Raw genomic sequence first — 23,826 nt, forward strand, 5'->3', positions numbered from 1 at the left:
ACTTCAGCGCCGCCAATGTCGATGCGTGCGAACAGGCTGGCATCGTCCCTCTGATCGCGATGAAACGATCGCAGCATCATGAACCCGTGCTCGAACGCTTCACCGAGCCAGCGCCACTGGACGACGATGCCGATGTGGTCGCCACCATGGCGCACCGACTCAAGACCCGAAGCGGGCGAGCCGACTACGGCTTACGCAAGCAGACGGTCGAACCCTTGTTCGGCATCATCAAACATGCGATGAAATTCCGCCAATTCCTGGTGCGCGGCGTGAAACACGTGGGCCACGAATGGAACCTGGTTGGTGAGCGACAATTATCTTGGCCGGTAGACGACAACTATCTTGGCCGGTTTGTCACCTGAAACCGGCCCAGTGCGGAAGCGAGGTTTACAGTTGTTTCATTCAGCACGGAGCTGGGGAGATGACGAATGGCCGGCAAACGCATTGGAGATCACCAAGTGGGCATTGACAAGAAACTCAGAACCAAGCTCGGGCAGGAAGTCGCCGCGGCGAAGACCGGCATCAGCGTGCGCTCAGCACGCCGGATCGACGCCAGCGAGGCTTTGCCATCTCAACGAGAGGCGCGCAAGTGGCGCACGCGATCCGACCCATTTGAGGCCGTCTGGGACAGCGAACTCATACCGATGCTGGCAGCTGCCCCGGGTCTGACGGCGACGACGCTACTGGAAGAAATTCAACGGCGTCATCCAGGACAGTACGACGATGCGCTGCTGCGCACCTTGCAGCGGCGGGTGCGCACGTGGAGCGCCAGTTACGGCAAGGAGCGCGAGGTGTTCTTCGCGCAGGCGCACCCACCCGGCCGCCTGGGGCTATCGGACTTCACCCATGCCGCCGTGCTGCAAGTGACCATCGCCGGCGCGGCCCTGCTTCACCTGCTGTATCAGTTCGCCTTGGCTTACTCTGGCTGGCGCTACGTCGAGGTGGTGCTGGGCGGCGAGAGCTTCATGGCCCTGTCGTCCGGCCTGCAGAACGCGGCATGGATGATGGGCGGCGTTCCTGAGGAGCACCGGACGGACAGCCTGGCCGCAGCCTTCAAGAACAAGGCCGAGCATGAGCTGCTGACGCGGCGTTACGAGGCGCTGTGCAAGCATTACGGCATGCGCCCCAGCCGCAACAACCTCGGTGTAAGCCACGAGAACGGTTCGATCGAATCGCGGCAAGGCACCCTCAAGCGCACTATGGAACAGGCGTTGCTATTGCGTGGGCACCGCGACTTCGCCGATCTGGATGCCTACCGTCTCTTCGTGGCCGAAGTGTTCGGACGACTCAACGGCCGCGTTGCCCGCAAGTTCAATGAGGAACGTGCCATGCTCATGGCCCTGCCGGCAAGGCGCAGCAGCGACTACGAGGAGGTCGACGCGCGCGTCACCAAGTACTGCACGATGACGGTCAAGAAGGTGCTGTACATGGCCCCGTCGAGGCTGGTGGGGCATCGGTTGAAGGTGCGTGTCTTCGCCGAGCGGCTGGAGTGCTGGCTGGGCAATGTGTGCGTGCTTGAGCTACAGCGCGGTCAGCCCGACCCGGTTAGCGGGCGCGGCAAGGTGGTCGACTATCGCGATCTGCTCCCAGCGCTCAAACGCAAGTCCGGGGCGCTGGCGCGCTCTGTGCTGCGCGATGCCCTGTTCTCGCGTACCGAGTACCGCCTGATGTGGGTTCATCTGAAGGATTGCTTGCCCGAGGCACAAGCCTGCAGGCTCATGGTTGGCCTGCTGGACCTGGCCGGCAACGGCGGCTGCGAAGCGGCGCTGGCGCAGCACTTGGCGGTGCTGCTCGCGGCCGGCGAGATGCCGGACCTGGACGAGCTGCAGCAGGCGATGGCGCCGCGGCCGCAGCAATGCCCGACCGTGACGGTGGTGCTGCCGACACTGGCCAGCTATGACAGCTTACTGGAGGCTGCATGAGCAGCATCGCGGCCCTGCCGCTGATCCTCAACGAGCTGCGCCTCCCAACGATCAAGCGCCTGTGGGCAGGCTTGGCAGAACAGTCGAACAAGGAGGGCTGGCCCGCCGAGCGCTTCCTCACCGCCGTGATGGAACACGAGTTGGCCGAGAGAGAAACGCGGCGCCTGGAACGGCACCGGATCGAGTCCCAACTCCTGCCGGGAAAGCTGCTATCGAGCTTCGACTTCACCACGGTGCCCACGGTATCGAAAGCGCATGTCACCGCGCTGGTCGAAGGCGACGGCTGGATCGATCAGGGCGCCAACCTGCTGCTGTTCGGCCCGCCCGGCGTGGGCAAGAGCCACCTCGTGTGCGCCATCGGCTATGGCTTGATCGACCGCGGCTACCGCGTCCACTTCACGCGCACCAGCGACCTCGTGCAGCGCCTGCAGGTGGCACGCAGGGAAATGCGCTTGCCGGCCGAGATCGCAAAGCTGGACCGATTTGATCTGCTGATTCTGGATGACCTGAGCTACGTCCGGCGCGACCAGGCAGAGACGTCAGTGTTGTTCGAACTGATCGCGGCGCGCTACGAGAGGAAGAGTCTGGCGCTGACCGCCAACCAGCCGTTCTCTGGGTGGGACCAGGTGTTTCCAGAACCGGCCATGACGCTGGCGGCGGTGGACCGTCTGGTGCATCACTCGACCATCTTCGAGTTAAACGTGGAAAGCTATCGTCGCCGTCACGCATCGGTGGGCAGCGCTACCGCCAAGCAAAAAACGAAGGAAAAAACGGATTAACAACACTTCGCTTTACCGGCCAAGATAATTGACGCCGACCGGCCAAGATAGTTGACGCCAACCACCTGGTCGCCCTTGCATGGAACATCAAGCGAATGAACGCATTGAACATGGCCTGAAGTGTCCAAAGGGAGGCGATCGCTGAAAAAAGACCGAACCAGTATCCGCGAAAGGCGCCGGAACGTCCATTTCGGTGACCAACGCGGTCTGCGATTAAAAAAATAACGCTAACTCGGCAGAAACGTCAAGCGCAACAAGCGCAAAACTTCAAGTCCGACAGGCTGCTAGCCGACAAGTAGGAACGGTACCGGAAATAGACCTGACGTGAGGACTACGAAATCCAGAAACGGAAACGCCAATCAGTGATGGTTGGCGTTGTGTGAACGATGTTCTAGGTGGCCCGGGGCGGAATCGAACGCAAGGCCGCTCTAAGGCTACAAGCGTGTTCCATATCGAGTTGCCCCATCAAAGTTGCCCCTATTAACAAAATATCTAAGGAAACGCTGAACAATTGACGATTTTTGCGCAAATTGTGCAGTCAGCAGTGCTGTGTTTTTCAGTAGCCGGAATTTTCAATTTCAAGCAGTTTGACAGGCGATTTTTACCACTTTTGATGCATTTTTCCCGCGCTCTCGTCCTCAGGACGGAGCTCGGGTTTCAGAGACCCTAAATTGTCGGCCAGCCAGCACCAGCAATCGCGTAGCCGAACAACGTGAACAGTTGCGGGGTGTTCTTCGCGAGGCCGCGATAGCGCGCCTTGCGATGACGGAAGAGGTTTTTCACAACGTGGAATGGATGTTCAACTTTCGCCAGAACGCTGGCTTTCAGGTGCTCCAGTTTTTCTGTCATCCCCCTCCCTATGTGCGCCCGTGGTATCGCTCGATTGAATCGAGAACGTAACTGCTTTGCCCCCGCGTTTTCCGTCGCCTCCGCGCTGGCGGCGCGAAATCAGCCAAAGGTCTGCCTGCATGAGATCGGCCTGTCATCGCGCAAACCCGCATCCGACATGGTCGCCGTCACCCACGGAATCCTTCGGTTAGGGTTTTGCCCTCCGCGCAGAGGGAAAAAAGGTTAATCCTTTCCTACCGTCAAGCGCGCGCTGGTCGCAGCGCTAAGGAGGTAAAATTTTTTTTAATTGAACTTTCGTGAAGAATTGCTTGATGAAAAATTCCTGGTCTTATTACGGTCTTTCTTGTTAATACAAATTTTCGCCATAGCCACCCTTCGGGCAGCACGCAAGGGTCCTCGGTAAAAATGACCCTGCCAAGCTGGTGTCAATCGATAGGGCACACGAGGCAATGACGGAAGTCGAGCGGAGCTGAAATGCGAGAAGCCAGATATGCCAAAGCTGATCGTCGATCACCTCAATGTTCAACCGCATTGAGGGCCGTTTCACGAGGCCTGAAATGCCGACCTTAAAACACCCGCTGCAGATTGCTCCTGTCTGTAGAGCACCAATTGGAGATAGCCAAGAAGCTGCGTATGACAAAGCAATAGCGTTCGAATTGGCCGCGTGCAACTGCAGTTAAACACCGGCCTACCCAATCAACTTAACCACGTAGAGGATTCAATCATGAAAGCAATTGTTTACCGAGGACCAAGAGATGTTCGCGTTGAAGAAGTGCCTGACGCTATCATTGAAAAGCCGACCGATGTTCTCGTGCGAATTACCGCGACGAACATTTGCGGTTCCGACCTGCACATGTATGAAGGTCGCACCGACATGGAAGCGGGCCGAATCCTCGGGCACGAAAATTTAGGTGAAGTTATCGAGGTGGGAGCCGCTGTCGACCGTGTGAAGGTCGGCGACATGGTGTGCCTGCCATTCAATATTGGCTGCGGCTTTTGCGCCAATTGCGAACGCGGACTGTCCGGTTATTGCCTTACTGCCAATCCCGGCACGGCAGGGGCGGCTTACGGTTTTGCTGGCATGGGCCCGTACAGCGGCGGACAAGCGGAGCTGCTGCGCGTGCCTTACGGAGACTACAATTGTCTAGTCTTGCCGGAAGATGCGAAAGAAAAGGAAAATGACTACGTGATGTTGTCGGATATTTTCCCTACCGGGTATCACGCCACCGAATTGGCAAAGGTCAAACCCGGCGATTCGGTCGTCATCTATGGTGCTGGACCTGTTGGGCTCATGGCTGCGACTTCCGCATTCATCAAGGGCGCTAGCCAGGTGTTTGTGGTCGACACGCACAAGGACCGTTTGGAGCTCGCTGAAAAAATTGGCGCGATTGCAATCGACGACACGGAAGGCAAAGGAGTCGAAAAAGTGCTGGACCTGACCGGCGGACAGGGGGCGGACTGCGGGTGCGAATGTGTCGGCTATCAATGCTGCAACATGCATGGAAAAGAGGTACCCAACTTAACGATGAACAATTTAGTTCAGACTGTTAAAGCGACCGGCACCATCGGTGTGGTGGGTGTGTTCATCCCTAAAGATCCCGGCGCCGACGACGCGCTTGCTAAAGAAGGAAAGATTGCGTTTGACTTCGGACAGTTCTGGTTCAAAGGCCAACGAATAGCAACGGGACAGGCCAATGTGAAAGCTTACAACCGGAGCTTAGGCAAAATGATTCATGCTGATAAGGCGAAGCCATCAATGATCATCTCGCACGAATTGTCTTTGGACGAGGCGCCGAAGGGCTACGAAAATTTTGATAAACGTAAATCCGGATGGACTAAAGTGGTGCTCAAACCTGGCAAGTAAATTCCTATCTGGGCACAGCGTTCACCCCGTCCCTCGCTTTAGCCAAAAATACGGAGATCGGTGTTGGGGCGATCATTCGGAAGCGATCCATGTCAAGAATGCTTGGACCGCTTTCAGGCGCCTATTGGTCATTCATCGGCTGGTCTGAACGGGCTCTCTCGGACTTTAGGTTTGGTAGAGCTGTTTGGCGCTGTTATGGCTAAACAATGGCTAACCGTCTCTTGACATCCAGGATGGACGACTTAGGGAAGCGCTGAACAATTGATGTTTTTTGTGCGGACGACGTGCTCCACGTCGAGGTGTTTTTCGGGTACCTAAATTTTCACTCTAAGGCAGTCAAACCGGCGCATTTTGCCATTTTTGATGCATTTTCCCCGTGCTTCCGTCCTCAGGACGGAGCTCGGGTTTCAGAGACCTTAAATTGTCGGCCAGCCAGCACCAGATTCGCGAAACCGAACAGCGTGAACAATTGCGCGGTGTTCTTCGCCAGGCCCCGATAGCGTGCCTTACGATGGCGGAAGAGGTTCTTCACAACGTGGAATGGATGCTCAACTTTCGCCCGAACGCTGGCCTTCAAGTGCTCGAGCTTCTCCGTCATCCGACCGAGCTTGTTGTTGGGCAGTGCCTTGCGCTTGGAGCGCTTCATCGCGACGTGCCAAGTCACGCTTTTTCCAAGATTTTCTTCGCGTTTTTCGACACCCTGGTAGCCGGCGTCACCCATTGCCGCGACTTCATCGCCGTGCAGCAGCGCGTGTGCTTGCGTGACGTCCGACACGTTGCCGGCCGTGCCGATCACGGTGTGCACGAGGCCCGACGCCGCGTCCACTCCGATGTGCGCTTTCAGCCCGAAGTGCCAGTCGTTACCCTTCTTGGACTGGTGCATTTCCGGATCGCGTTTCTTGTCTTTGTTCTTGGTCGATGGAGGGGCCGCGATCGGCGTGGCATCGACGATCGTACCTTCCCGCATCATCAAACCCTGCGTTGCGAGGTGCCCGTTAATCGCCTCAATCAGTGCTTCCTTAGAACGCCTAACAAATGCGCGGCCAGTGACCTGCAGTCAGGCCCAGCGGACAGTTACAATGGCGCTGACCGCTTCCGCTTCTTTGGGGGCAACGTAGATGGGCAGCTCGATTTGACCGCTAAATTTTGCAACCGTATAGCGATGGTTGCCACCACCCAGGCACACCTGCCTCTGGGCTTCGATAGGTGTTACTAACGGTGGCGTGATTGGTTTCCCTCTGCGGATGTAGATGGAGAAGACTCGGAGGCTATAACGGCCAAGGCTTCCTCCATCGTCATTGGGCCAAGCGCTGCTAAATCCACAACATCCAGATGATCATCGTCCATATCTGTTCCATCGAACGTCGATTGGGTCCTGGCTTTGTCTGCATAAATGCATGCACTCAACCGGAAATGGACCGGAGCAGAGGACTGCGGACCCCATAAACGACAACGCCCACTTGCATGAACGGGCGTTGCGTGAACGATGTTCTTGGTGGCCCGTGGCGTAATCGAACCACCGACACAAGGATTTTCAAGACCAGGCCCTACTGCTCGCGCATCACGCGCAGCATGCTCCAACAGGCATGGAAGCCGGCTCGATCAGGCCTTTTTTACGCGGTGGCGGCGTAGTCAAGCATGGCCGGACTCATGGCGCGAGAGCGCTCAGAATGAGTTCCGACGTTTGCGCTGGCGCGTCCCAGTGTGGAAAGTGACCGCATCGCTCGAACCAATGCATGCGGGCATCCGGAAACAGTTCCAGAGCGCGCTTGGCTTCTCCGGGAAAGCACACCCGGTCCTGTTTTCCGCATCCAATGACAAGCGGGTGCGAGATCGCGTGTCTTGGTGCGCCTTGTTGCTCTTCACCATATGCAAGCTGGTACAACAGTTCGTCAAAAGCGGGGGAGGCGACATAACTGCACAGCTCATCCCATCTTCCAGCAGCCAGAATTTGGCAAGGGCAATCGTGGGGATATCGGTGTTGGTGGATGGGGTATTAGCGTCGGCGGACGATTCGACAATTCCGGACGGTTTTTTTGCGGAAGTCGATTTGTTCATGGTGTTCTCCGGTTGTGATGGCGGGTGACTGGGAATAAGAAAAGCCCCATGACGTTCAGGCGTCATGGGGCTTCGTGGAGGGTGGTGCTTGCAGGGGCGAGCTGAATTTCTCTGGTGACTACCGCCGATACTTCAATGCAAACGAGACGTTCAGGTCCACGCTGCGCGGCATCAGTACTTGCTTGAGGAGGGACTGCGAAGGGGCGCTTCCGCGTCCGATAGGCAGTGCGGAAGGTGTGCCGCCGATATTCCATTTCCAGTTGGGCCTTACATTGATATCCATGGGTTATGCGTCCTTTATTTTGTTACCTTGAAATGAAAGAAGCCCGAAGACCATGACGGTCTCGGCCATCAGAAGTGGCGGGTTCGCCTGCGGCTGGGGATCTCAGCACCAATATCATGATATATGCCCGAAATCTCACCGGATTCGCCCCGCAGCGAACTATCTTCACGGGCAACTGGCCGTCGGAACCATGCGCGTCTTAGGGAAGCGCTGATCAATTGACGATTACGACGCATCCACGTTTTTTTTGCTGGCGCGGTCGCCGCGCAATTCTAAATGCGTTTTTTTAGCGACGCTACAGACGGTTTTGAAGCAAATTGGCAGTATTCGTTGCGCCTTTCGGCGCTCAGGACGCACTTTGGGTTTCAGTGATCGTAAATTGCCGGCCAGCCAGCACCAGATTGGCGAAGCCGAACAGCGTAAACAGTTGAGCCGTGTTCTTGGCTAAGCCGCGATAGCGCGTCTTCCGATGACGGAACAGGTTCTTGATGACATGGAACGGATGCTCAACTTTCGCCCGCACGCTCGCCTTGAGATGCTCCAGTTTTTCGAGCATGCGCCCAAGCTTGTTTTTGGGCAGCGCCTTTCGCTTGGATCGCTTCATCGCCACGTGCCAGGTCACCGATTTGCCGAGGATCTCCGCGCGCCTTCCACTGTCTTGATCTTGCCTGGCTTGACATCAGCTGCCATGATCTTGCCCGAGACGACGTGGTAAGTCAGCACCTTTGCCAGTGCTTCTTTATCCTTCAGCAGTGCAGCCAGCTTGGCCTTGGGGATTTTGGCGAATGCCTTGTCGGTTGGAGCGAATACCGTGAACGGGCCCGGGCCCTTGAGCGTGTCCACTAGGCCGGCTGCTTCAACTGCTGCCAGTAAAGTTTTGAAGCTACCTGCGGACTTTGCGGTATCGACGATGTCGGCGGCGCTGGCCGCACCAAATGCGAAGGTGAGCGCAGCAACCAGTAAGAGCTTTTTCCCAGTATAGTCCTATATAATCTGAAATAAATGAACCGGAATTGAACCGTACATGATAAAGGATATTCAGTTAAACTGCGATTTCCCAACGCGGTTCGCAATAATTTCTATAATAAGCGGTTCAAGTTCGGGTCAACTGACCGACGTCTGTTAGGACCGGGCTGGCACGACTGCAGCGTTCATAGCAGCATTTTTACGCCATATTGCCGACGGCGTCGTCCACAACTGGGAACATTTTCAACTATTGGTTTTCAGCTACACTATGAGTAGTATATTTCTCAAAATACAGGAGCTTCATGAAAGGCATCGTTTTTAATTTGCTTGAGAAGGCCGTCAGCACAGAGTTTGGCGAAGCGACTTGGGACAAGCTACTCGATGAAGCAAACCTGTCGGGCGCCTACACGTCCCTCGGCAGTTATGCCGACGACGAGATCGTCGCTCTGGTCGGCGTTGCGTCGAAGGCGCTCAACCTTCCGCCTTCCGACGTCCTGCGCTGGTTTGGCCAACGCGCTATGCCCTTGCTGTTCGCCCGTCATCCCGACTTTTTCAGCGACCATGGCGAAACCCGCAGCTTCCTGCTCTCACTGAACAACATCATTCATCCAGAAGTGCACAAACTGTATCCGGGTGCGATCACGCCGGTGTTCGATTTTGGGGTCGGCGATGATGGCGGCTTAATTATCGGCTACAGCTCGCCGCGCAAGTTGTGCGCATTAGCGGAAGGCTTTATAAGGGGCGCCGCCGAGCATTTCCATGAGCAGGCGGAGATCGAGCAGCAACAATGTATGCATGAAGGAGCTTCCAAATGCGTGTTCCATGTCCGATTCCAGCAATGACGCGGCGGCGCTCAACGCCGAAATCGCACGCCTGAACCGACGCCTGCTGCGCGTGACTACCACGCGCCATGAAGCCGAAGCGATCGCCGAACGCGGTCTGCGCGACCTGTTTCAAAGGCAGCAGGAGATTGCCCTGCTGGAAACGATCTCTACGGCAGCGAACCAGGCTACCAGTGTGGAAGACGCGATGTGCCACGCCCTCGCAGCAGTATGCAAGTTCGCATACTGGCCGCTGGGCCATTTGCTGCTGTCCGATGACGACATTGTCCGTACGCTTCATTCCACGACCACTTGGCATGACGAAAGCGGTGGCAAGTACGACGTCTTGCGTGCGCTGACTGAATCGATCGCATTCGGCAACGGCACCGGCCTTCCTGGTCGGGTAGTTGAAAGCGGTGCGCCGGCTTGGGTCAATGTCGGCAGTCATAGTGCGGATGCCTATCCGCGCCTGCCGGAAGCGAAGCGCGCAGGCTTGCGCTCATTGTTTGCGTTCCCCGTGATGATCGGCACCGATGTAGTGGCTGTGCTCGAGTTCTTCAGCATGAAGCACCAGACCCCTGACGAGGCGCTGCTGCGCTTGATGGCCCAAATCGGCATCCAGCTTGGACGCGTCGTCGAACGCAACCGCACCAAGACCAAGCTGATGCACGATGCGCATCACGATCCGCTGACCCAACTGGGAAACCGCAAACTATTCCTCGACCGCCTGCAGCAGGCTGGGCGACGCGCTAAGCGCGTACCAGGCTACAAATTCAGCGTATTATTCGTCGATCTGGACCGGTTTAAAGCGGTCAATGATGGCCTGGGGCACCAGGCGGGTGACCAGTTGATCATCGCCACCGCCAACCGCTTGTCTTTCGTGCTGCGCCAGACCGACTTGTTAACGCGTGGAAATGAGGACGACGGCGGCGAGGATATCGTGGCCCGCATGGGCGGCGACGAATTCATTATTTTGCTCGACAATATCAGCAGCGAGCAGGTTCCAGTGCGCGTAGCCGAAAGGTTGATAAGCGTCATGGCCGAAGCCTTCGTGCTCGATGAGCAGCAAGTCATCGTCACGGCCAGTATCGGCATCTCCCAAAGCGCGAGCGGCTACGAGGACGTGAAAAACATGCTGCGCGACGCCGATATTGCCATGTATTACGCTAAGCAGCAGGGCCGGGCACGCTGGGTCATGTTCGACACCGTCATGCAGCAGAAGGCCTTACGTCGGTTGCGGCTGGAATCGGAACTGCGCCTGGCGCAAGACCGGGGTCAATTGTGGCTGGCCTACCAGCCGATCGTCACCTCCCGCGATGGCATGATTTGCGGCTTCGAGGCGCTGCTACGCTGGGACCACCCGGTCTACGGCGCGGTCGGCCCGGCCGAATTCATCCCGGTGGCCGAAGAGATCGGCCTGATTAGCGCGATGGGTTCCTGGATCCTCCTGCATGCATGCCGGCAGCTGCGCACCTGGCAGCACGACAGCGGCCGGTCGATGACGATGAGTGTGAATCTATCGGCCATGCAGCTGTCCCACGACGGCCTGATCGCGCTGGTTGAACGGATCCTGACCGAGACGGGCATCATTGCAGGCACTTTGAGACTGGAATTGACAGAAAGCGCGATCATGGCCGCCCCTGAGCACGCACTGGGCATCTTACTGCAGTTAAAGCAACTGGGCGTCAAGCTATCGCTCGATGATTTCGGTACCGGCTATTCTTCACTGAGCCAATTGAGGCGCCTGCCGATTGACACCTTGAAAATCGATCGTTCCTTCGTCAGCCAGATGGACCTGCACGATGACAAGCGCCAGATTGCCGAAGTGGTCATGATGCTTGCTCATATCTTGGGTATGGACGTGGTAGCCGAGGGGGCCGAAACGGCCGCCGAGGTTAAGTTGTTACGGGAAATGGGCGCCGATTTTGTGCAAGGCTACTATTATTTCAAGCCCATGCGGGCCGATGCAGCGGAGGCAGCTTGGCGCGAGCAAAGTGCAATGTGGACATAAGAATTTCCAAATTTTAGCAATTTCGATATTTCAGTGTCATTTGGCATCCCTGCGAGCTGGGCCTGGGCTCTGGACCGTAAATTGACCGAACACGAGGACTGTGGGTTCCAGAAACGACAACGCCCACTTGCATGAGTGGGCGTTGCGTGAACGATGTTCTCGGTGGCCCGGGGCGGAATCGAACCACCGACACAAGGATTTTTAAGCCGAGTGTCTGCCGCGCCGCGCACTCGCGCGAGCCTCGCGTCCGCTACGTTGGACAGCAGATCGATGATCCGCTTGAACAGGCCGCCGTAGATGTAGAGTAAGCGGGAATTTCGCCCCACCCTCCGATCGTGAGGTAGACCTTCCAAAATTGCGGCTTCATCAATCACTGGAGCCAATACAATGCGCAATGAATCGACGAGACAGGCCTGGACGGTTCGGCTGCAGGAGCAGGCAAATTCCGGGCTTGGCATCCGGCCCTGGTGCGTCCGCGAAGGGCTGACGGAGGCTAGCTTTCACTACTGGCGCAAGAGCTTGGCGCAGCCGTCTACGGCCACCAGGCTCATTGCGCTGCCGATGGCTGCGGGGCACCCGGAACCGATGCTGGAACTGCGCACTCCGCACGGCAACGTCATCCGCCTTTCACACCACGAGCAGGTACGCTGGCTCGGCGGCGTGCTCGAGGCGCTGCGCTGATGTGGGGCACGCCGCAGGGCATGGTGTACCTGGCTACCGGCCACCATGACATGCGCAAATCGATCAATGGCCTGGCACTGGTGGTGGCCGACACGTTGGGACTCGACCCGACGGGCACCCACTGGTTCGTCTTTTGCAATCGTGGCCGCGACAGGCTCAAGATCCTGCACTGGGACACGAACGGTTTCTGGCTGCATTGCCGGCGTCTCGAACAGGGCAAATTCCATTGGCCCAGGGATGGTGAGGACGCGCAGGCGCTGGCGGTCACGGCGCGTCAACTGCGCTGGTTAATCGATGGCTTGAACTGGCAGAACGCCATTGCCCACCAGCCGATGGCGCCGCGCGCGATGGTCTGAAAAATAATGTAAAAACATGCAAATGACGTAAACCTAAAACGCAAATCGTTTTGGTAAAGTTACTGCATGCACCTAACCGACCTCCTTGCCACCCTGCCGCCCGAGCTTCGCGACTACGTTCGCGAACTGGAGACGCGGGCGACGGCGCTGGAGATGCAGGCCGCGACGCTGGAGATGCAAACGTCTGCCTTACAGGCGCGCAACTAATTTCTGGAAGAGCAGTTCAGGCTCGCGCAATTGAAACGCTTCGCGCCGTCGAGCGAGAAATTCGGCACCCAGGGCTGCCTGTTCAACGAGGCCGAGCGGGACGTGGCCACGCTCGCCCAAGATGCCGAGGAAGAAGCCGACAAGGGACCAAAGAGCGTTGGCAAAAAACGCGGCCGAAAGCCCTTGCCGGCGCATTTGCCACGTCAACGTGTCGAATACGATTTGCCGGAGTCCGAGAAAGTGTGCCGCTGCTGCCAGGGCGCCTTGCATCGCATGGGCGAAGACATCAGCGAGCAGCTCGACATCGTCCCGGCCACGGTCCAGGTGCTTCAGCATGTGCGCTTCAAATACGCTTGCCGCCAGTGCGACCGCCACGGCGAATCGAGCCAGATCATCACCAGCCCGATGCCGCCGCAGCCCATGCCCGGCAGTATCGCCAGCCCGGCGACGGTGGCCACGGTGCTCACCGCCAAGTACGCCGATGGCCTGCCCATGTATCGCCTGCACGAGATCTTGCTTCGCGGCGAGGTGGACGTGGCGCGCACCACGCTGTCGCAATGGGCCATCAAGTCGGGCGTGCGGTTCGCGCCGCTGTACCAGGCCATGCGGCGCGTGCTGCTGGCCTGCCCGGTCATTCACGGCGATGAAACCACGGTGCAGGTGCTCAAGGAAGACGGGCGCCGCGCGCAAAACCAGTCCTACATGTGGGTCTACCGCACGGCGCTCGAAAGCGAGCAGCCAGTTGTGCTGTTCGAGTATCGGCCCGGTCGCGGCCATGAACATCCCGAGCGCTTCCTGGCAGGCTTCGAGGGGGCCGTCATGACCGATGGCTACGCCGCCTGGCGCATGCTCAAGGGCATAACGCACCTCGGCTGCATGGCGCATGCACGACGCTACTTCGATGAGGCGCTCAAGGCGCAGAAAAATCCATCAGGCAGGGCCAGGGAGGCGCTGCGCTTCATCGCCAAGCTGTATCACATCGAAAAGCTGGCGCGCGGCAAACCGCCCGATGGCATGACGGTGATCGAACACGCCTATCGATTGCAGCAGGTGCTCAGTCGTCCCATATTGGACAACCTGCACGCATGGCTTGTAAAAAACAAGAGCGCGGTCATGCCGCAATCGCTGATCGGCAAAGCCATCAGCTATGCGCTTGGGCAGTGGCGCTACTTGTATCGATATATCGACGACGGCCGGTTCGCCATCGATAACAATTTGATCGAGCGCGACATCTTGCCGTTTACGACCGGACGCAAGGCATGGCTGTTCTCAAATTCGGTCGCCGGCGCCAATGCCAGCGCCGTCATCTATAGCCTGATGCTGACCTGCCGCGCGTGCGACGTCGAGCCATATGCTTACTTGCGCCATGTCTTGACCGAGCCGCCATGCAGGCAACCAGGCGACGATGTGACGGACCTGCTGCCCTTCAACTTCAACAAAAACTAGGCTGGCTGCCCGCTAACCATTGACCGGGCAGGGAAACGGTGGGGTAGATCTCCCGCTTACGATGTAGAGACGGTGGACGCCGATGATCCAGTGCAGCAGCCCTTGCGGGAGCTGCTCGGAATCGGGGAGCCCGGTAAGTTGTGGCCCTGTGGTCATCGATCTCTGCACCATTATTTTGGCTTTTTGGTGGGGATGCGAAGTGCGTGCATCACACGCTGGAATATGTGACCCCTGCCGACGGGCCGTTGTCAAGGTAGATCATCACGACGACTTTGCCGATACAATTAGTTAGAATCTGTGACAGATGTACTAATTTATTTGAAAGATGTAAATTGACAATCAAACAAAATGAAAAAAGCAAGCTGATGGGGCTCACACTGGCTGCCGTCGGCATTGTCTATGGCGACATCGGAACCAGTCCCCTGTACACACTGAAGACCATCTTCGACCCCACGCATGGCCTTGCGCTTACTCCAGCAAACTTGTTAGGAGTCATTTCCCTGATTTTCTGGGGTCTGACCATTATCGTGTCGCTCAAGTACGTCACGCTCGTGCTTCGGGCAGACAACCGTGGCGAGGGTGGGATCATGGCCTTAATGGCGCTAGCCCTCGGGTCTATCAACAAGGAATCAAGGGTCTACGTTGCATTGTTGATGACCGGCGTCTTCGGCGCGGCCCTGTTTTACGGCGACAGCGTGATTACGCCGGCCATTTCGGTGTTGTCGGCGATCGAGGGCCTAGAAGTGGCTACGCCGACGCTCAAGGCATATGTGGTGCCGCTGACGATTACGGTGCTCGTCATGCTCTACGCGGTGCAGCGCCATGGCACCGCCGGCATCGGCCGCTGGTTCGGCCCAATCATGCTGGTCTGGTTCGCCGTGCTGGCTGCGATGGGTGTGATCAACATCGTAAAGGCTCCGGAAATCTTGGGCGCGATCAATCCGGTCCACGCCTTTGCTTTCATGAACAACAACCGTCTTATCGCCTTCGTCGCCCTAGGCGCGATCGTGTTGGCCTTTACCGGGGCGGAGGCGCTGTATGCCGACATGGGGCACTTCGGCGCCAAACCGATCCGGGCGGCGTGGTTCTTCATTGCCTTCCCTGCGCTGGCGCTCAATTACCTGGGACAGGGTGGCTTGTTGCTGGCCCATCCGGAAGCCATCTCGAATCCCTTCTATCAGCAACTGGGCGCGTGGAGCATCTACCCGTTAGTGGGATTATCGACGATCGCTACCGTGATCGCATCGCAAGCGACCATATCCGGAACTTTTTCGATGACCAAGCAGGCCATGGCGCTAGGCTTCTTGCCGCGCATGCGCGTGCTCCATACTTCAGAGAGCGAAATCGGGCAGATCTACATGCCTGCAGTGAACTGGCTGCAGCTCGCAGTGGTGCTGCTCGCGGTGATCGGTTTCGGATCATCAGAGAATTTGGCGGCTGCATACGGCATTGCCGTGACCGCCACAATGCTGGCGACCACGATCCTAACTTTCTTCGTAATCCGGTACCGCTGGAAGATGAACTTGCTGTTGTGCTGGGCGGCGACCGGATTCTTCCTCCTGATAGACATTACCTTCTTCTCTGCCAATGCCTTAAAACTGTTTCACGGAGGCTGGTTCCCGCTGATGCTCGGCGCAGTACTCTTCACCTTGATGCTGACATGGAAGCGTGGTCGCCAACTGGTGTTTGAGAACCTGCAAAAGCATGCGGTGCCGCTGGAGGATTTCTTGGAATCGCTGTTCCTATCGCCGCCGGCACGCGTGCCTGGTACGTCGCTGTTTCTGCGCGGGGCCAGCGACGGCGTGCCGCACGCCATGCTGCACAATCTGTCGCACAATAAGGTGCTACATGAGCGTGTGGTGTTCCTTACGGTGGATTTTGCCGACGAGCCGTGGGTGCCTGTCACTAGTCGGATCGAAATCGTTCCTCTTGGACACGAATGCTACCAGTTGAACGTGCACTACGGGTTCAAGGACGAACCTGATATTCCGCAGGTATTAGGCATGTGCGCCGAACTTGGCTTGCCATTCGAGATGATGGAAACGTCCTTCTTCATTGCACGGCAGACCGTGATTTCGACGCCAGGCGCGGGTATGATGCCTTGGCGTGAACATGTGTTCGCAACCATGTCGCGCAATGCGCGTGATGCAGCGGACTATTTCCGTATTCCGACCAATCGTGTGATTGAGCTCGGCACGCAGGTGGAGATATGAAGAGGCCGTCGCATCTGGAAGCAAAGTTTGCCAACAACCGGTCGCGAATCGATTTACTTGATCCTCGCTGGCGGTGTGTCCATTTCCCCAGTGATCGCTCGGTTTTTAACAAGTATTCCGCATGACTGAGCAAGTCAACGTTGGCATTGATCCGCTCGCCCGAATTGACGTGATCGACATCCTGCGGGGCATCGCGTTTTAACCGGACACTACTGATAACGCACATGAAATCAGAGAACAATCGGCGGGTCGACAAAGCGCAGATGACGTTGCTTGACCCAGACCCGGGCACCTTGGTTGCCGGCTAATGCAGCAAGTCGGCCACCGCATGGCAAGCGCATCCATGACATGGCGTGCAGATGGTCGCCGGCGTCCCAGAAGTCGCCCGCCAGTACGAGCAGCTCGGCACCACCGGGGTAGTTAAGCTGCACCTGCGCTCCTGGTTCCCAGTACTCAAGCTGGACGGTTTCACGTTCATCTTCGAACAGCGGTGTGACCGCGACGCCGCGGCGCAGCTGATCGCCGATCTTCCCCATCTTGTTCATGTCGACGATGACATGCGTACGGTCCTCGGGTGCGAATTGCCAGAGTTTGACGAAGATGATGCAGCCTTGTGCAGAGCCCGGCGTATGCCGGCTGGTAGGGGGATTTCGAATGTAGGAGCCAGGTGGGTAGTCCCCGTGTTCGTCCTGGAACACGCCTTCAAGCACGATGAACTCCTCGCCGCCGCCATGAGTGTGCGCAGTAAATTGACTTCCTGGTGTATAGCGCACGATAGTGGTTGCACGGGCGACTTCAGCGCCGATTCGGTCCAGCATCCGGCGCTGGACCCCGGCTACAGGAGAATCCACCCACGCCATGGACGCACCGTGCAAGACGACGCGCAGCGTGAAATCGGCATTAATATTCATGGGTTGATCCTGTCGTTGTCCTGCGCTTTGCGAATCGATTACGAACCGGTTGATTAAACGTCCGTACCACCCATGCTGGCGCGCTTGGCCATGCGGGCGCGCCAGGCGAGCAGTGCATTGCAGTCGGCAGAAATAGTGATCTTGGCGAAGTCTGCGAACGACAGGCCGACGAACAGCGTAATGTCGGCAACCGAAAAATTCTCACCAGCGGCAAACGGTTGAATGGCCAGCACACCATTAAAGTATCGTATGCCCGACAGCGCCCGCTCATGCTGCTTCATGCCCCATTCCTTGTTCTGGTAGAGCTCCAGCGCGCCCAGTCCCGGCGTAGCGTGATGGAAATACGCGCCCACTGCGTCCATGACACCTTGCTCCGCGCGACGCTGCATCATGTGGATCACGGCCCGTTCCTTGGCAGTCGTGCCGGTTAAAGAGATTCCCTCGAAGGCATGGTCGATATATTCGGTGATGGCCGAGCATTCGCTAATGAAGGTGCCATCGTCGAGCTCGAGCACCGGCACGGACGCGCTCGGGTTCTTGCTCACGAACGCGGGGAGGCGATGTTCACCTTTCATAACGTCCACATGCACGAACTGTACCTTGTCAGTGGCCCCTTTTTCAGATAATGCGATTCGAACCCGGGCCGGATTGGGGAAACCTTCGTAGTCGTAGATTTTCATGATGAGTACTTTCGTCTTGGGATGAGTTGAAAAACAGATAAAACCTGGAGGTGTGGCGCGGAGTATCAGCCGCAGATGAAAAATCTGCGTGACCAACTTTTTCATACTCGTCAAGCATATCCGAAAATTGCCATCTTGCTTTTTTGCGAGCGGGTTTTGGTAGTCCGGTCCATCGTGACCGGTGCGCAGGTCACATTAGAGGTTCAGGCGCTCGTCGGCGGCGATCGACATGCTCTGGTCGAAAAAGCGCAACGTATTGCGCCCATCTGATTTGGCGCGGTACATTGCCAGATCGGCTTGCTTGAGAATGTCTTCTACGCTGGAACTGGAGGCGTCGAACGAGGTAATGCCGATGCTGACGCTGGCGATGTAATCAATCTCGCCGCAGCGGTAAGGCTGCCCGGGTGCACCGCGCAATTTGAGCGTTTGATGCTTGGCGTTGGCGTTGGCGGCGCAGGCTTGCGGCGTGCTGCCGAGTTGTTCGAGGATGACTAGGAACGCGATCCGCTATTAATTCTCCGCCTAATGATTAGGCAGGCGTAGTAGAACACGTGGGTCAATTTTCGGTTGGCGTCAACACGCTCCAGCAAAGTCGCTTTGGTGGGACGCAAGTTTGCCTCGCTGAGGACGTCAGTTTAATCCGCAACGAAGCATGACGCGTTGTGGAATGAGCGAGATTTGCAGGGGTGTGGGCTGGACCGTAAATGGACCGGATACGAGGACTACGATCCTCAGAAACGACAACGCCCACTTGCATTAGTGGGCGTTGCGTGAACGATGTTCTTGGTGGCCCGGGGCGGAATCGAACCACCGACACAAGGATTTTCAAGCCTCTACATTGCGCTGTAGAATCAGTACCTTACGGATTACTCGATCTACAAACTCCTTTCTGATTGCGGGCAGACAGCCCGTGCGGTTGTGGCGAATTCCGGGTTTGTAGAACCCATATCGATGCAATATTTTGGAATTTATGTGCTGACTGAACTGCCAACTCGGCGCTGGCGGTTCTCCTCTCAGGAAATCCCGTACAGCCTTATGGATCAACGGTTTCCTTGTTAGGAGACCTATGGTTTCGCGGTACAATCCAGAGCCAGTGGCATGGGGGCAACGGCCCCATCGAAAACAACCCCTCTCGACACGATGACGAAAAATCAAGCAAAACATCTGAAGGAAGAAGCAGCCGATATTTCGGCAGCTCCAGAGGATGGGATCGGAAGCCGCATACGATCTGCACGGGAATCAAGGGGGTTTTCCCAGACTGCGGTCAGTGCGCGCACGAAGATGAATGACCCCAAAGGGCAGGGCATCTCGAGAACTGTTCTGGTCGGCTACGAGGCCGGGCACTCCAAGCCAGGCGCCAGGGAAATTCGGATGCTCTGCGAGTGTCTATCGGTTACCGCAAACTGGATAATATTTGGCGCAGAGGAAAGTCACCAAGCCCAAGCTTCATTGGAGGCGTTTCGAAACGGGAACGATTTGATTTCGGCGCTTAGGTTGGCGCTGGCAATTTCCGTCCTCAGGCCGCATGAGCGTGGCGCCTTCACGAGCTTGGTGCTCTCCGCCGCCGGTAGGGAGCTGGGAGACATGAAACTGTCCGCGCTACTTGTGCTGGCTAACCAGATGACTGAGCCCGTTCTTGAGCAAATTAAACAAGGAATGCCAGACGATTTTTCTGCCAAAACTTCAACCGTGCAGACTTTAGACGCGATGGTTCGAGCCAATTCAGAGGGCTTCACAACAAACTTCGGGAACAGGTTATTCCTCAATGAAGATGGTGATCCAATAGGCGGTGAGTGGCTCTACCCTGAGCCCAAGAAATAGCGCTCCGGCGTTTTTTTTCGTCTCCAGTAGTCATAATTCGAGACAGTTGCTCTAATTGTTGACAGTTAGATTAATTGTCGTGTATTGTGACTATTGTCGAAATTCACGACTATTTGGAGATAATTATCATGATTACATTTGAAAGCCTGCCCCTCACCCCCGACAGCGCAAGGGCTGCGCGTAACTACTACGGACTGAACCAAATGCAAGCGGCCAGCGATTCGGGGTTGCCAGTTCACAAGATCAAGCGGTTCGAGACAGGAAACCACATCCCTGACACCAAATTCCTCGATGACCTGCGCGGGTTCTATGAAAGCAAGGGTTATGCCTTCGCAGACACAATGCAGCCAGGAGCCAAGGCACGGGCGACAGGAAATGTGTTTCCGGGCGGCGTTGTGCAAGGTGATGGGAATCCCGACGATCTTCCCGCTGTTGGCAAGCTGGTTCAATCTACCGTGCAGCACATTCGCATCGACCCGACGCTGGGCAGCGATGAAATCGGAAACATCCTGGACCATATCGAACACAATGAAGAGCGCGTGTCCGAGATGCTCAGCAAGCCAGTAACAAAGGGGCTCTTCAGTGCATTCGCCGAGCCCTCCGAGGCCCAGCACGGTCAGGTTCTTCGGTTGCTGGCAGAGAATGGCACGCTGCTTGCAAAGCTACTTGGCCGCCCGTTGCCGAGCGCTTCTGGTTCTGACCCAGCAAAAGGTGTTGAGGCGTCTAAGACACATGCCGAGTTGCTCGCGAAGACGCAAGCTCAAATGAGCGATGCCATTAAAGGTGACAAGGCGGCCAGCGCAAAACACCGCTCCGCCAAGCAACCCAAGACGCTGATCGAATCCATCTTCGGCTGATCGGCATGCCAAGTCTTCGCGTTTGCGGCGCTAGCACGGCGCCGCGTTTTTTCGCTGTAATAAAAGCTCGCCGGACGAGGTGCCTCGCATGAACACGGATATGGCGATCCGCCTGCGCAATGACCGCATTGCAGCCCATCCTGGCCTAGATGGTCTGCCACCACGGTGGCGGTCAGAATTGGTGAAGCGCGTGATCCTCGCTTGCAAGCATTTCACATCACTCAAAATCGTGGACTACTACATTAACAAGGAAATTGAGGGGTTCCGGCGTGAACACGCGCTGAGGGGGCTCGATCTGGCCGCGTCCGATGCTGAGATTGTTGACACAGCGCGAAGGCGCGCTGACAACATGGCTAGACTGTTCGCTGGCGAGATGGAAGCCTGGGCAGCCGAGGAGATCATTTCCCACACGTGTAAGTGCGCCAGTGTCCCGCTCCCAAAGGGGGCGACGCTCGATATCCGCGTCAAGCGGATTTCGTGCATGCATTGGTGGCGCAGGCAGCTCCGACGAGTGCACGCTCGGGCAGTTGAAAATGGCAATATCAAGCTGCAATTCGTTCAAGCCAGGTGCGAGCCGTACGCCAGCAGAGACGCCGTCAGGCGCTGCGCATCACAGGATGAACGCAACCGAATGTGGATGGAGTCGACTGTCATGCAAAACGAACACGGCGACCAGTTCAGCATGCAGGCCCTTTCCGAGAGGTCTACCAGCAACAAGGCGATTCGGCGCTCCGAACTGATGACGCGCGTACGCGGCGTCGAGGAAGTCGCAGGTGAGCGCGGAGATATTGGCCTGTTCGTCACAATCACTTGCCCGTCGTATTTCCACGCAACCTTGCGGGAGAGCGGTAAAGTGAATCCGAACTATCGCGGCATGACGCCGCGCCAGGCGCAGGCCTACCTATGCAAAGTATGGGGCAGGGTGCGTGCGAAGTTAAAACGCCAGCACGTGGAGGTGTATGGCTTGCGTGTAGCGGAGCCGCATCATGACGCCTGCCCACACTGGCACCTGATTATGTTCACGGCACAGGCCAACATTGAGTGTGTCAAGAATGTGGTTAGGCACTACGCGCTTCTCGACATGCCTGACGAGCCAGGGGCGCAGAAGAACCGCTGCAATTTCAAGGAAATTGATGCGGAAAAAGGCAGTGCCACAGCATACATCGCGAAATACATTTCAAAAAATATCGACGGCCACGGACTTGACATGGACTTGGACGGCAAGTCGTCCGCGAGCGACACGAGCAAGCGCGTCACGGCTTGGTCGAAGACCCATGGCATCCGCCAGTTTCAGGCGTTTGGCGCGGGCAGCGTGATGGTGTGGCGCGAACTCCGACGAGTCCCGCAGGCAGCCATCGCAAGCGCGCCTGGACACGTCGTAGCCGCCTGGCAGGCCACTAACAAGGCCACGACCGCCGACGGTAAGGTTGAGCAACGGGTCAGCTACGCGAACTTCCTCAGAGCGGTCGGCGGCGCTGCCGTACAGCGAAAGCATGCAACGATCAAGTTGGCGATGCTGTACCGGGACTCGCCGAACAAATATGGCGAGCCCCAAGGCGAAAGGCCGATGGGCGTCTATGCGATCGACGAGCCGCTAAAGATTTACGAGTCGAATCGCTACACCTGGACGCGAGTCGAAAATGTCCGCTCCACGGCGCGCATGGTCGCAGCCAAGGAGACCGCTCGCCAGCCGGGTTTCGGTTCTACTTGGACTCGTGTAAATAACTGTACGCGGTACTTGCCGAATGGTCTCATGAACTGCGTTGATGAGACCGGAAATGCGTCCAGGTTTGAGCGAATGCGATGCTGAGCTGAACGTTTTCGCCGCTAGAGCATCATCACCAGCCAGGCGAATCGCTAAACGTCAAAATTACGAGAATTATTAGGAAGCCCTAGATGCGGGCTGGGATAGTTACGCATCAAAATTTGGAGTCAAGCATGGCACGAAATTGGAAAGAAGGTCGAGATGAGTTGGCCGCCGCAGGAATGCGTGTGCGGTCTGGCGAATTCGCCACGTACAAATTGCCGTCGCAACCGGAGGGCGCAGAATGTTCCTGACCGCCGATGAACTGCGAGAACTCACGGGATACACATTTCACTGTAGGCAGATCGATTGGCTCCGCAGTCACAGTTGGAAATTCGAAGTGACTGCGCAACAGCGCCCACGGGTCGCGCGCAGCTATTTTGAGAATCGCCTAGGGGCACCGAGCCGGGCGCCAGCGGAGTCTCTGATGCCCGCATCACCTCGTCCAAATTTCCAAGCGCTGAGTCAGCAGAAGGTAAGGTAAATTTTCATGGGACGTAAGCGCACAAGTAACCTAAACCTGCCACCCAGGATGCACATCAAGAAGGGCGGGTATTACCATGTTTCCGGGACCGTGCCGCGCAAGTGGACGCCGCTTGGTGCAGACATCAACGAAGCGCGCCGTAAATGGGCTGAGCTAGAAAGCGAGCCAGCCAGGGACGACGACAAAACCTTTTCCGTGATCGCCAGACGTTATATGCGCGAGGTGCTGCCCACGCTTCGGCCGCACACCCAGCGAGACTACACGCAATATGGCGCGCTCCTCGAAGCGGTGTTCGGTCATGTCGCAATCGACAGTATCAGGCCGCGCGACATCGCTGAATATTTGCGGGTGAGGGGCGAGGCGTCCAAGGTCCGCGCGAATCGCGAGAAGGCGTTGTTCAGCACGATCTTTAATCACGCAAGATCGTGGGGCTACACCGACGGAACGAACCCATGCATCGGCATCAAGGGATTCAAGGAGAAGGCGCGCGACCGCTACGTATCCGATGAGGAATACTTGGCTGTGTGGTCGGTGTCGCATCCGACCGTACAGGATGCAATGGATCTGGCACTGCACACCGGGCAACGCCCTGCCGACGTGCTGAAAATACTCGTTTCCGACATCGTAGGCGGAACACTTCAGGTAGCACAGAACAAGACCGGCAAGAAGCTCCGTATATCGGTTGAGGGGCAACTGTAAGCGTCCGGCCCACCCACCTATGAATGCGGTTTAGGACTGGGTAGACTGTGCAAACGGTAGCAAGGAGTCGATCTTGCTGTTCGGGCAGGTGGGCAGCTTTTCGAGTGTATCGCT

Annotated in this window: 18 protein-coding genes and 5 pseudogenes; 15 read left to right on the forward strand and 8 right to left on the reverse strand. The window is 57.1% G+C overall.

Going from position 1 to position 23,826, the window contains the following annotated elements:
• The 3 genes from ACP7DD_RS24435 to istB all read left to right on the forward strand — a co-directional run.
• On the forward strand, window positions 1–362 hold a 362-nt coding region (locus ACP7DD_RS24435; RefSeq protein ID WP_426177726.1), incomplete at its 5' end, for a transposase.
• Window positions 363–428: 66 nt separating this feature from the next.
• Complete coding sequence (gene istA, locus ACP7DD_RS24440; RefSeq protein ID WP_426177728.1) at window positions 429–1,922, forward strand: IS21 family transposase; 1,494 nt, start codon at window positions 429–431, stop codon at window positions 1,920–1,922.
• Window positions 1,919–2,701: an IS21-like element helper ATPase IstB gene (istB, locus tag ACP7DD_RS24445; protein ID WP_426177730.1), complete on the forward strand. Its 783-nt coding sequence runs from the start codon at window positions 1,919–1,921 to the stop codon at window positions 2,699–2,701. Before istA ends, istB begins: the two co-directional genes overlap by 4 nt.
• Before the next feature lie 638 nt (window positions 2,702–3,339).
• Here the strand turns inward: istB and ACP7DD_RS24450 are convergent.
• Window positions 3,340–3,541 (reverse strand): annotated as a pseudogene (locus tag ACP7DD_RS24450) (transposase); the annotation flags it as partial.
• A 733-nt stretch (window positions 3,542–4,274) separates the two neighbouring features.
• Here ACP7DD_RS24450 and ACP7DD_RS24455 point away from each other — a divergent pair.
• Window positions 4,275–5,414, forward strand: coding sequence for a glutathione-independent formaldehyde dehydrogenase (locus tag ACP7DD_RS24455; RefSeq protein ID WP_426177732.1), 1,140 nt, complete (start codon window positions 4,275–4,277; stop codon window positions 5,412–5,414).
• Between the two features lie 388 nt (window positions 5,415–5,802).
• Here ACP7DD_RS24455 and ACP7DD_RS24460 read toward each other — a convergent pair.
• From ACP7DD_RS24460 to ACP7DD_RS24475, 4 genes and pseudogenes are all read right to left on the reverse strand, one after another.
• A pseudogene (locus ACP7DD_RS24460) lies at window positions 5,803–6,426 on the reverse strand (IS5 family transposase); the annotation flags it as partial.
• 636 nt (window positions 6,427–7,062) lie between these two features.
• Window positions 7,063–7,299, reverse strand: coding sequence for an alpha/beta fold hydrolase (locus ACP7DD_RS24465; protein WP_426177734.1), 237 nt, complete (start codon window positions 7,297–7,299; stop codon window positions 7,063–7,065).
• Between the two features lie 802 nt (window positions 7,300–8,101).
• Window positions 8,102–8,383 (reverse strand): annotated as a pseudogene (locus ACP7DD_RS24470) (transposase); the annotation flags it as partial.
• A 17-nt stretch (window positions 8,384–8,400) separates the two neighbouring features.
• Window positions 8,401–8,715 (reverse strand): annotated as a pseudogene (locus ACP7DD_RS24475) (fasciclin domain-containing protein); the annotation flags it as partial.
• A 308-nt stretch (window positions 8,716–9,023) separates the two neighbouring features.
• On the opposite strand from ACP7DD_RS24475, the gene ACP7DD_RS24480 reads away from it, so the two are divergent.
• The 6 genes and pseudogenes from ACP7DD_RS24480 to ACP7DD_RS24505 all read left to right on the forward strand — a co-directional run bounded on the left by ACP7DD_RS24480 (window position 9,024) and on the right by ACP7DD_RS24505 (window position 16,456).
• Window positions 9,024–9,563, forward strand: coding sequence for a heme NO-binding domain-containing protein (locus tag ACP7DD_RS24480; protein ID WP_426177735.1), 540 nt, complete (start codon window positions 9,024–9,026; stop codon window positions 9,561–9,563).
• A complete protein-coding gene (locus ACP7DD_RS24485; RefSeq protein WP_426177737.1) occupies window positions 9,544–11,553 on the forward strand; it encodes a putative bifunctional diguanylate cyclase/phosphodiesterase in 2,010 nt (669 codons plus the stop codon). The genes ACP7DD_RS24480 and ACP7DD_RS24485 overlap by 20 nt, the downstream gene beginning before the upstream one ends.
• Window positions 11,554–11,940: 387 nt before the next feature.
• Window positions 11,941–12,234: an IS66 family insertion sequence element accessory protein TnpA gene (tnpA, locus tag ACP7DD_RS24490; protein ID WP_426177739.1), complete on the forward strand. Its 294-nt coding sequence runs from the start codon at window positions 11,941–11,943 to the stop codon at window positions 12,232–12,234.
• On the forward strand, window positions 12,234–12,590 hold the full coding sequence (tnpB, locus tag ACP7DD_RS24495; protein WP_426177741.1) for an IS66 family insertion sequence element accessory protein TnpB: 357 nt from the start codon (window positions 12,234–12,236) through the stop codon (window positions 12,588–12,590). The genes tnpA and tnpB overlap by 1 nt, the downstream gene beginning before the upstream one ends.
• A gap of 93 nt (window positions 12,591–12,683) precedes the next feature.
• Window positions 12,684–14,243: pseudogene (gene tnpC / locus ACP7DD_RS24500) on the forward strand (IS66 family transposase).
• 365 nt (window positions 14,244–14,608) lie between these two features.
• Window positions 14,609–16,456, forward strand: a complete 1,848-nt coding sequence (locus ACP7DD_RS24505; RefSeq protein WP_426177753.1) for a potassium transporter Kup — start codon at window positions 14,609–14,611, stop codon at window positions 16,454–16,456.
• Window positions 16,457–16,686: 230 nt separating this feature from the next.
• On the opposite strand, the gene ACP7DD_RS24510 is transcribed toward ACP7DD_RS24505, so the two are convergent.
• The 3 genes from ACP7DD_RS24510 to ACP7DD_RS24520 form a co-directional block, all read right to left on the reverse strand.
• Window positions 16,687–17,367, reverse strand: a complete 681-nt coding sequence (locus ACP7DD_RS24510; protein ID WP_426177743.1) for a cupin domain-containing protein — start codon at window positions 17,365–17,367, stop codon at window positions 16,687–16,689.
• A 53-nt stretch (window positions 17,368–17,420) separates the two neighbouring features.
• Window positions 17,421–18,047: a glutathione S-transferase gene (locus ACP7DD_RS24515; RefSeq protein WP_426177755.1), complete on the reverse strand. Its 627-nt coding sequence runs from the start codon at window positions 18,045–18,047 to the stop codon at window positions 17,421–17,423.
• 195 nt (window positions 18,048–18,242) lie between these two features.
• Complete coding sequence (locus tag ACP7DD_RS24520) at window positions 18,243–18,551, reverse strand: diguanylate cyclase domain-containing protein (RefSeq protein WP_426177757.1); 309 nt, start codon at window positions 18,549–18,551, stop codon at window positions 18,243–18,245.
• A 636-nt stretch (window positions 18,552–19,187) separates the two neighbouring features.
• Between ACP7DD_RS24520 and ACP7DD_RS24525 the strand changes: the two genes are divergently transcribed.
• The 5 genes from ACP7DD_RS24525 to ACP7DD_RS24545 all read left to right on the forward strand — a co-directional run bounded on the left by ACP7DD_RS24525 (window position 19,188) and on the right by ACP7DD_RS24545 (window position 23,712).
• Complete coding sequence (locus tag ACP7DD_RS24525) at window positions 19,188–19,868, forward strand: helix-turn-helix domain-containing protein (RefSeq protein ID WP_426177745.1); 681 nt, start codon at window positions 19,188–19,190, stop codon at window positions 19,866–19,868.
• A gap of 128 nt (window positions 19,869–19,996) precedes the next feature.
• Window positions 19,997–20,725 carry a hypothetical protein gene (locus ACP7DD_RS24530; RefSeq protein WP_426177747.1) on the forward strand — a complete coding sequence of 243 codons (729 nt, stop codon included), beginning with the start codon at window positions 19,997–19,999 and terminating at the stop codon, window positions 20,723–20,725.
• Between the two features lie 88 nt (window positions 20,726–20,813).
• Window positions 20,814–22,535 carry a replication endonuclease gene (locus ACP7DD_RS24535; RefSeq protein WP_426177748.1) on the forward strand — a complete coding sequence of 574 codons (1,722 nt, stop codon included), beginning with the start codon at window positions 20,814–20,816 and terminating at the stop codon, window positions 22,533–22,535.
• Between the two features lie 238 nt (window positions 22,536–22,773).
• The gene (locus ACP7DD_RS24540) at window positions 22,774–23,013 is read left to right on the forward strand and encodes a DUF4224 domain-containing protein (RefSeq protein WP_426177750.1); all 240 of its coding nucleotides are present in this window, start codon (window positions 22,774–22,776) and stop codon (window positions 23,011–23,013) included.
• Between the two features lie 48 nt (window positions 23,014–23,061).
• Window positions 23,062–23,712: a hypothetical protein gene (locus ACP7DD_RS24545; RefSeq protein WP_426177752.1), complete on the forward strand. Its 651-nt coding sequence runs from the start codon at window positions 23,062–23,064 to the stop codon at window positions 23,710–23,712.
• The last annotated feature ends 114 nt before the right edge of the window (window positions 23,713–23,826 follow it).

The sequence above is a fragment of the Massilia sp. TWR1-2-2 genome (genome assembly GCF_049897565.1).
Lineage (GTDB): Bacteria > Pseudomonadota > Gammaproteobacteria > Burkholderiales > Burkholderiaceae_D > JAFCUW01.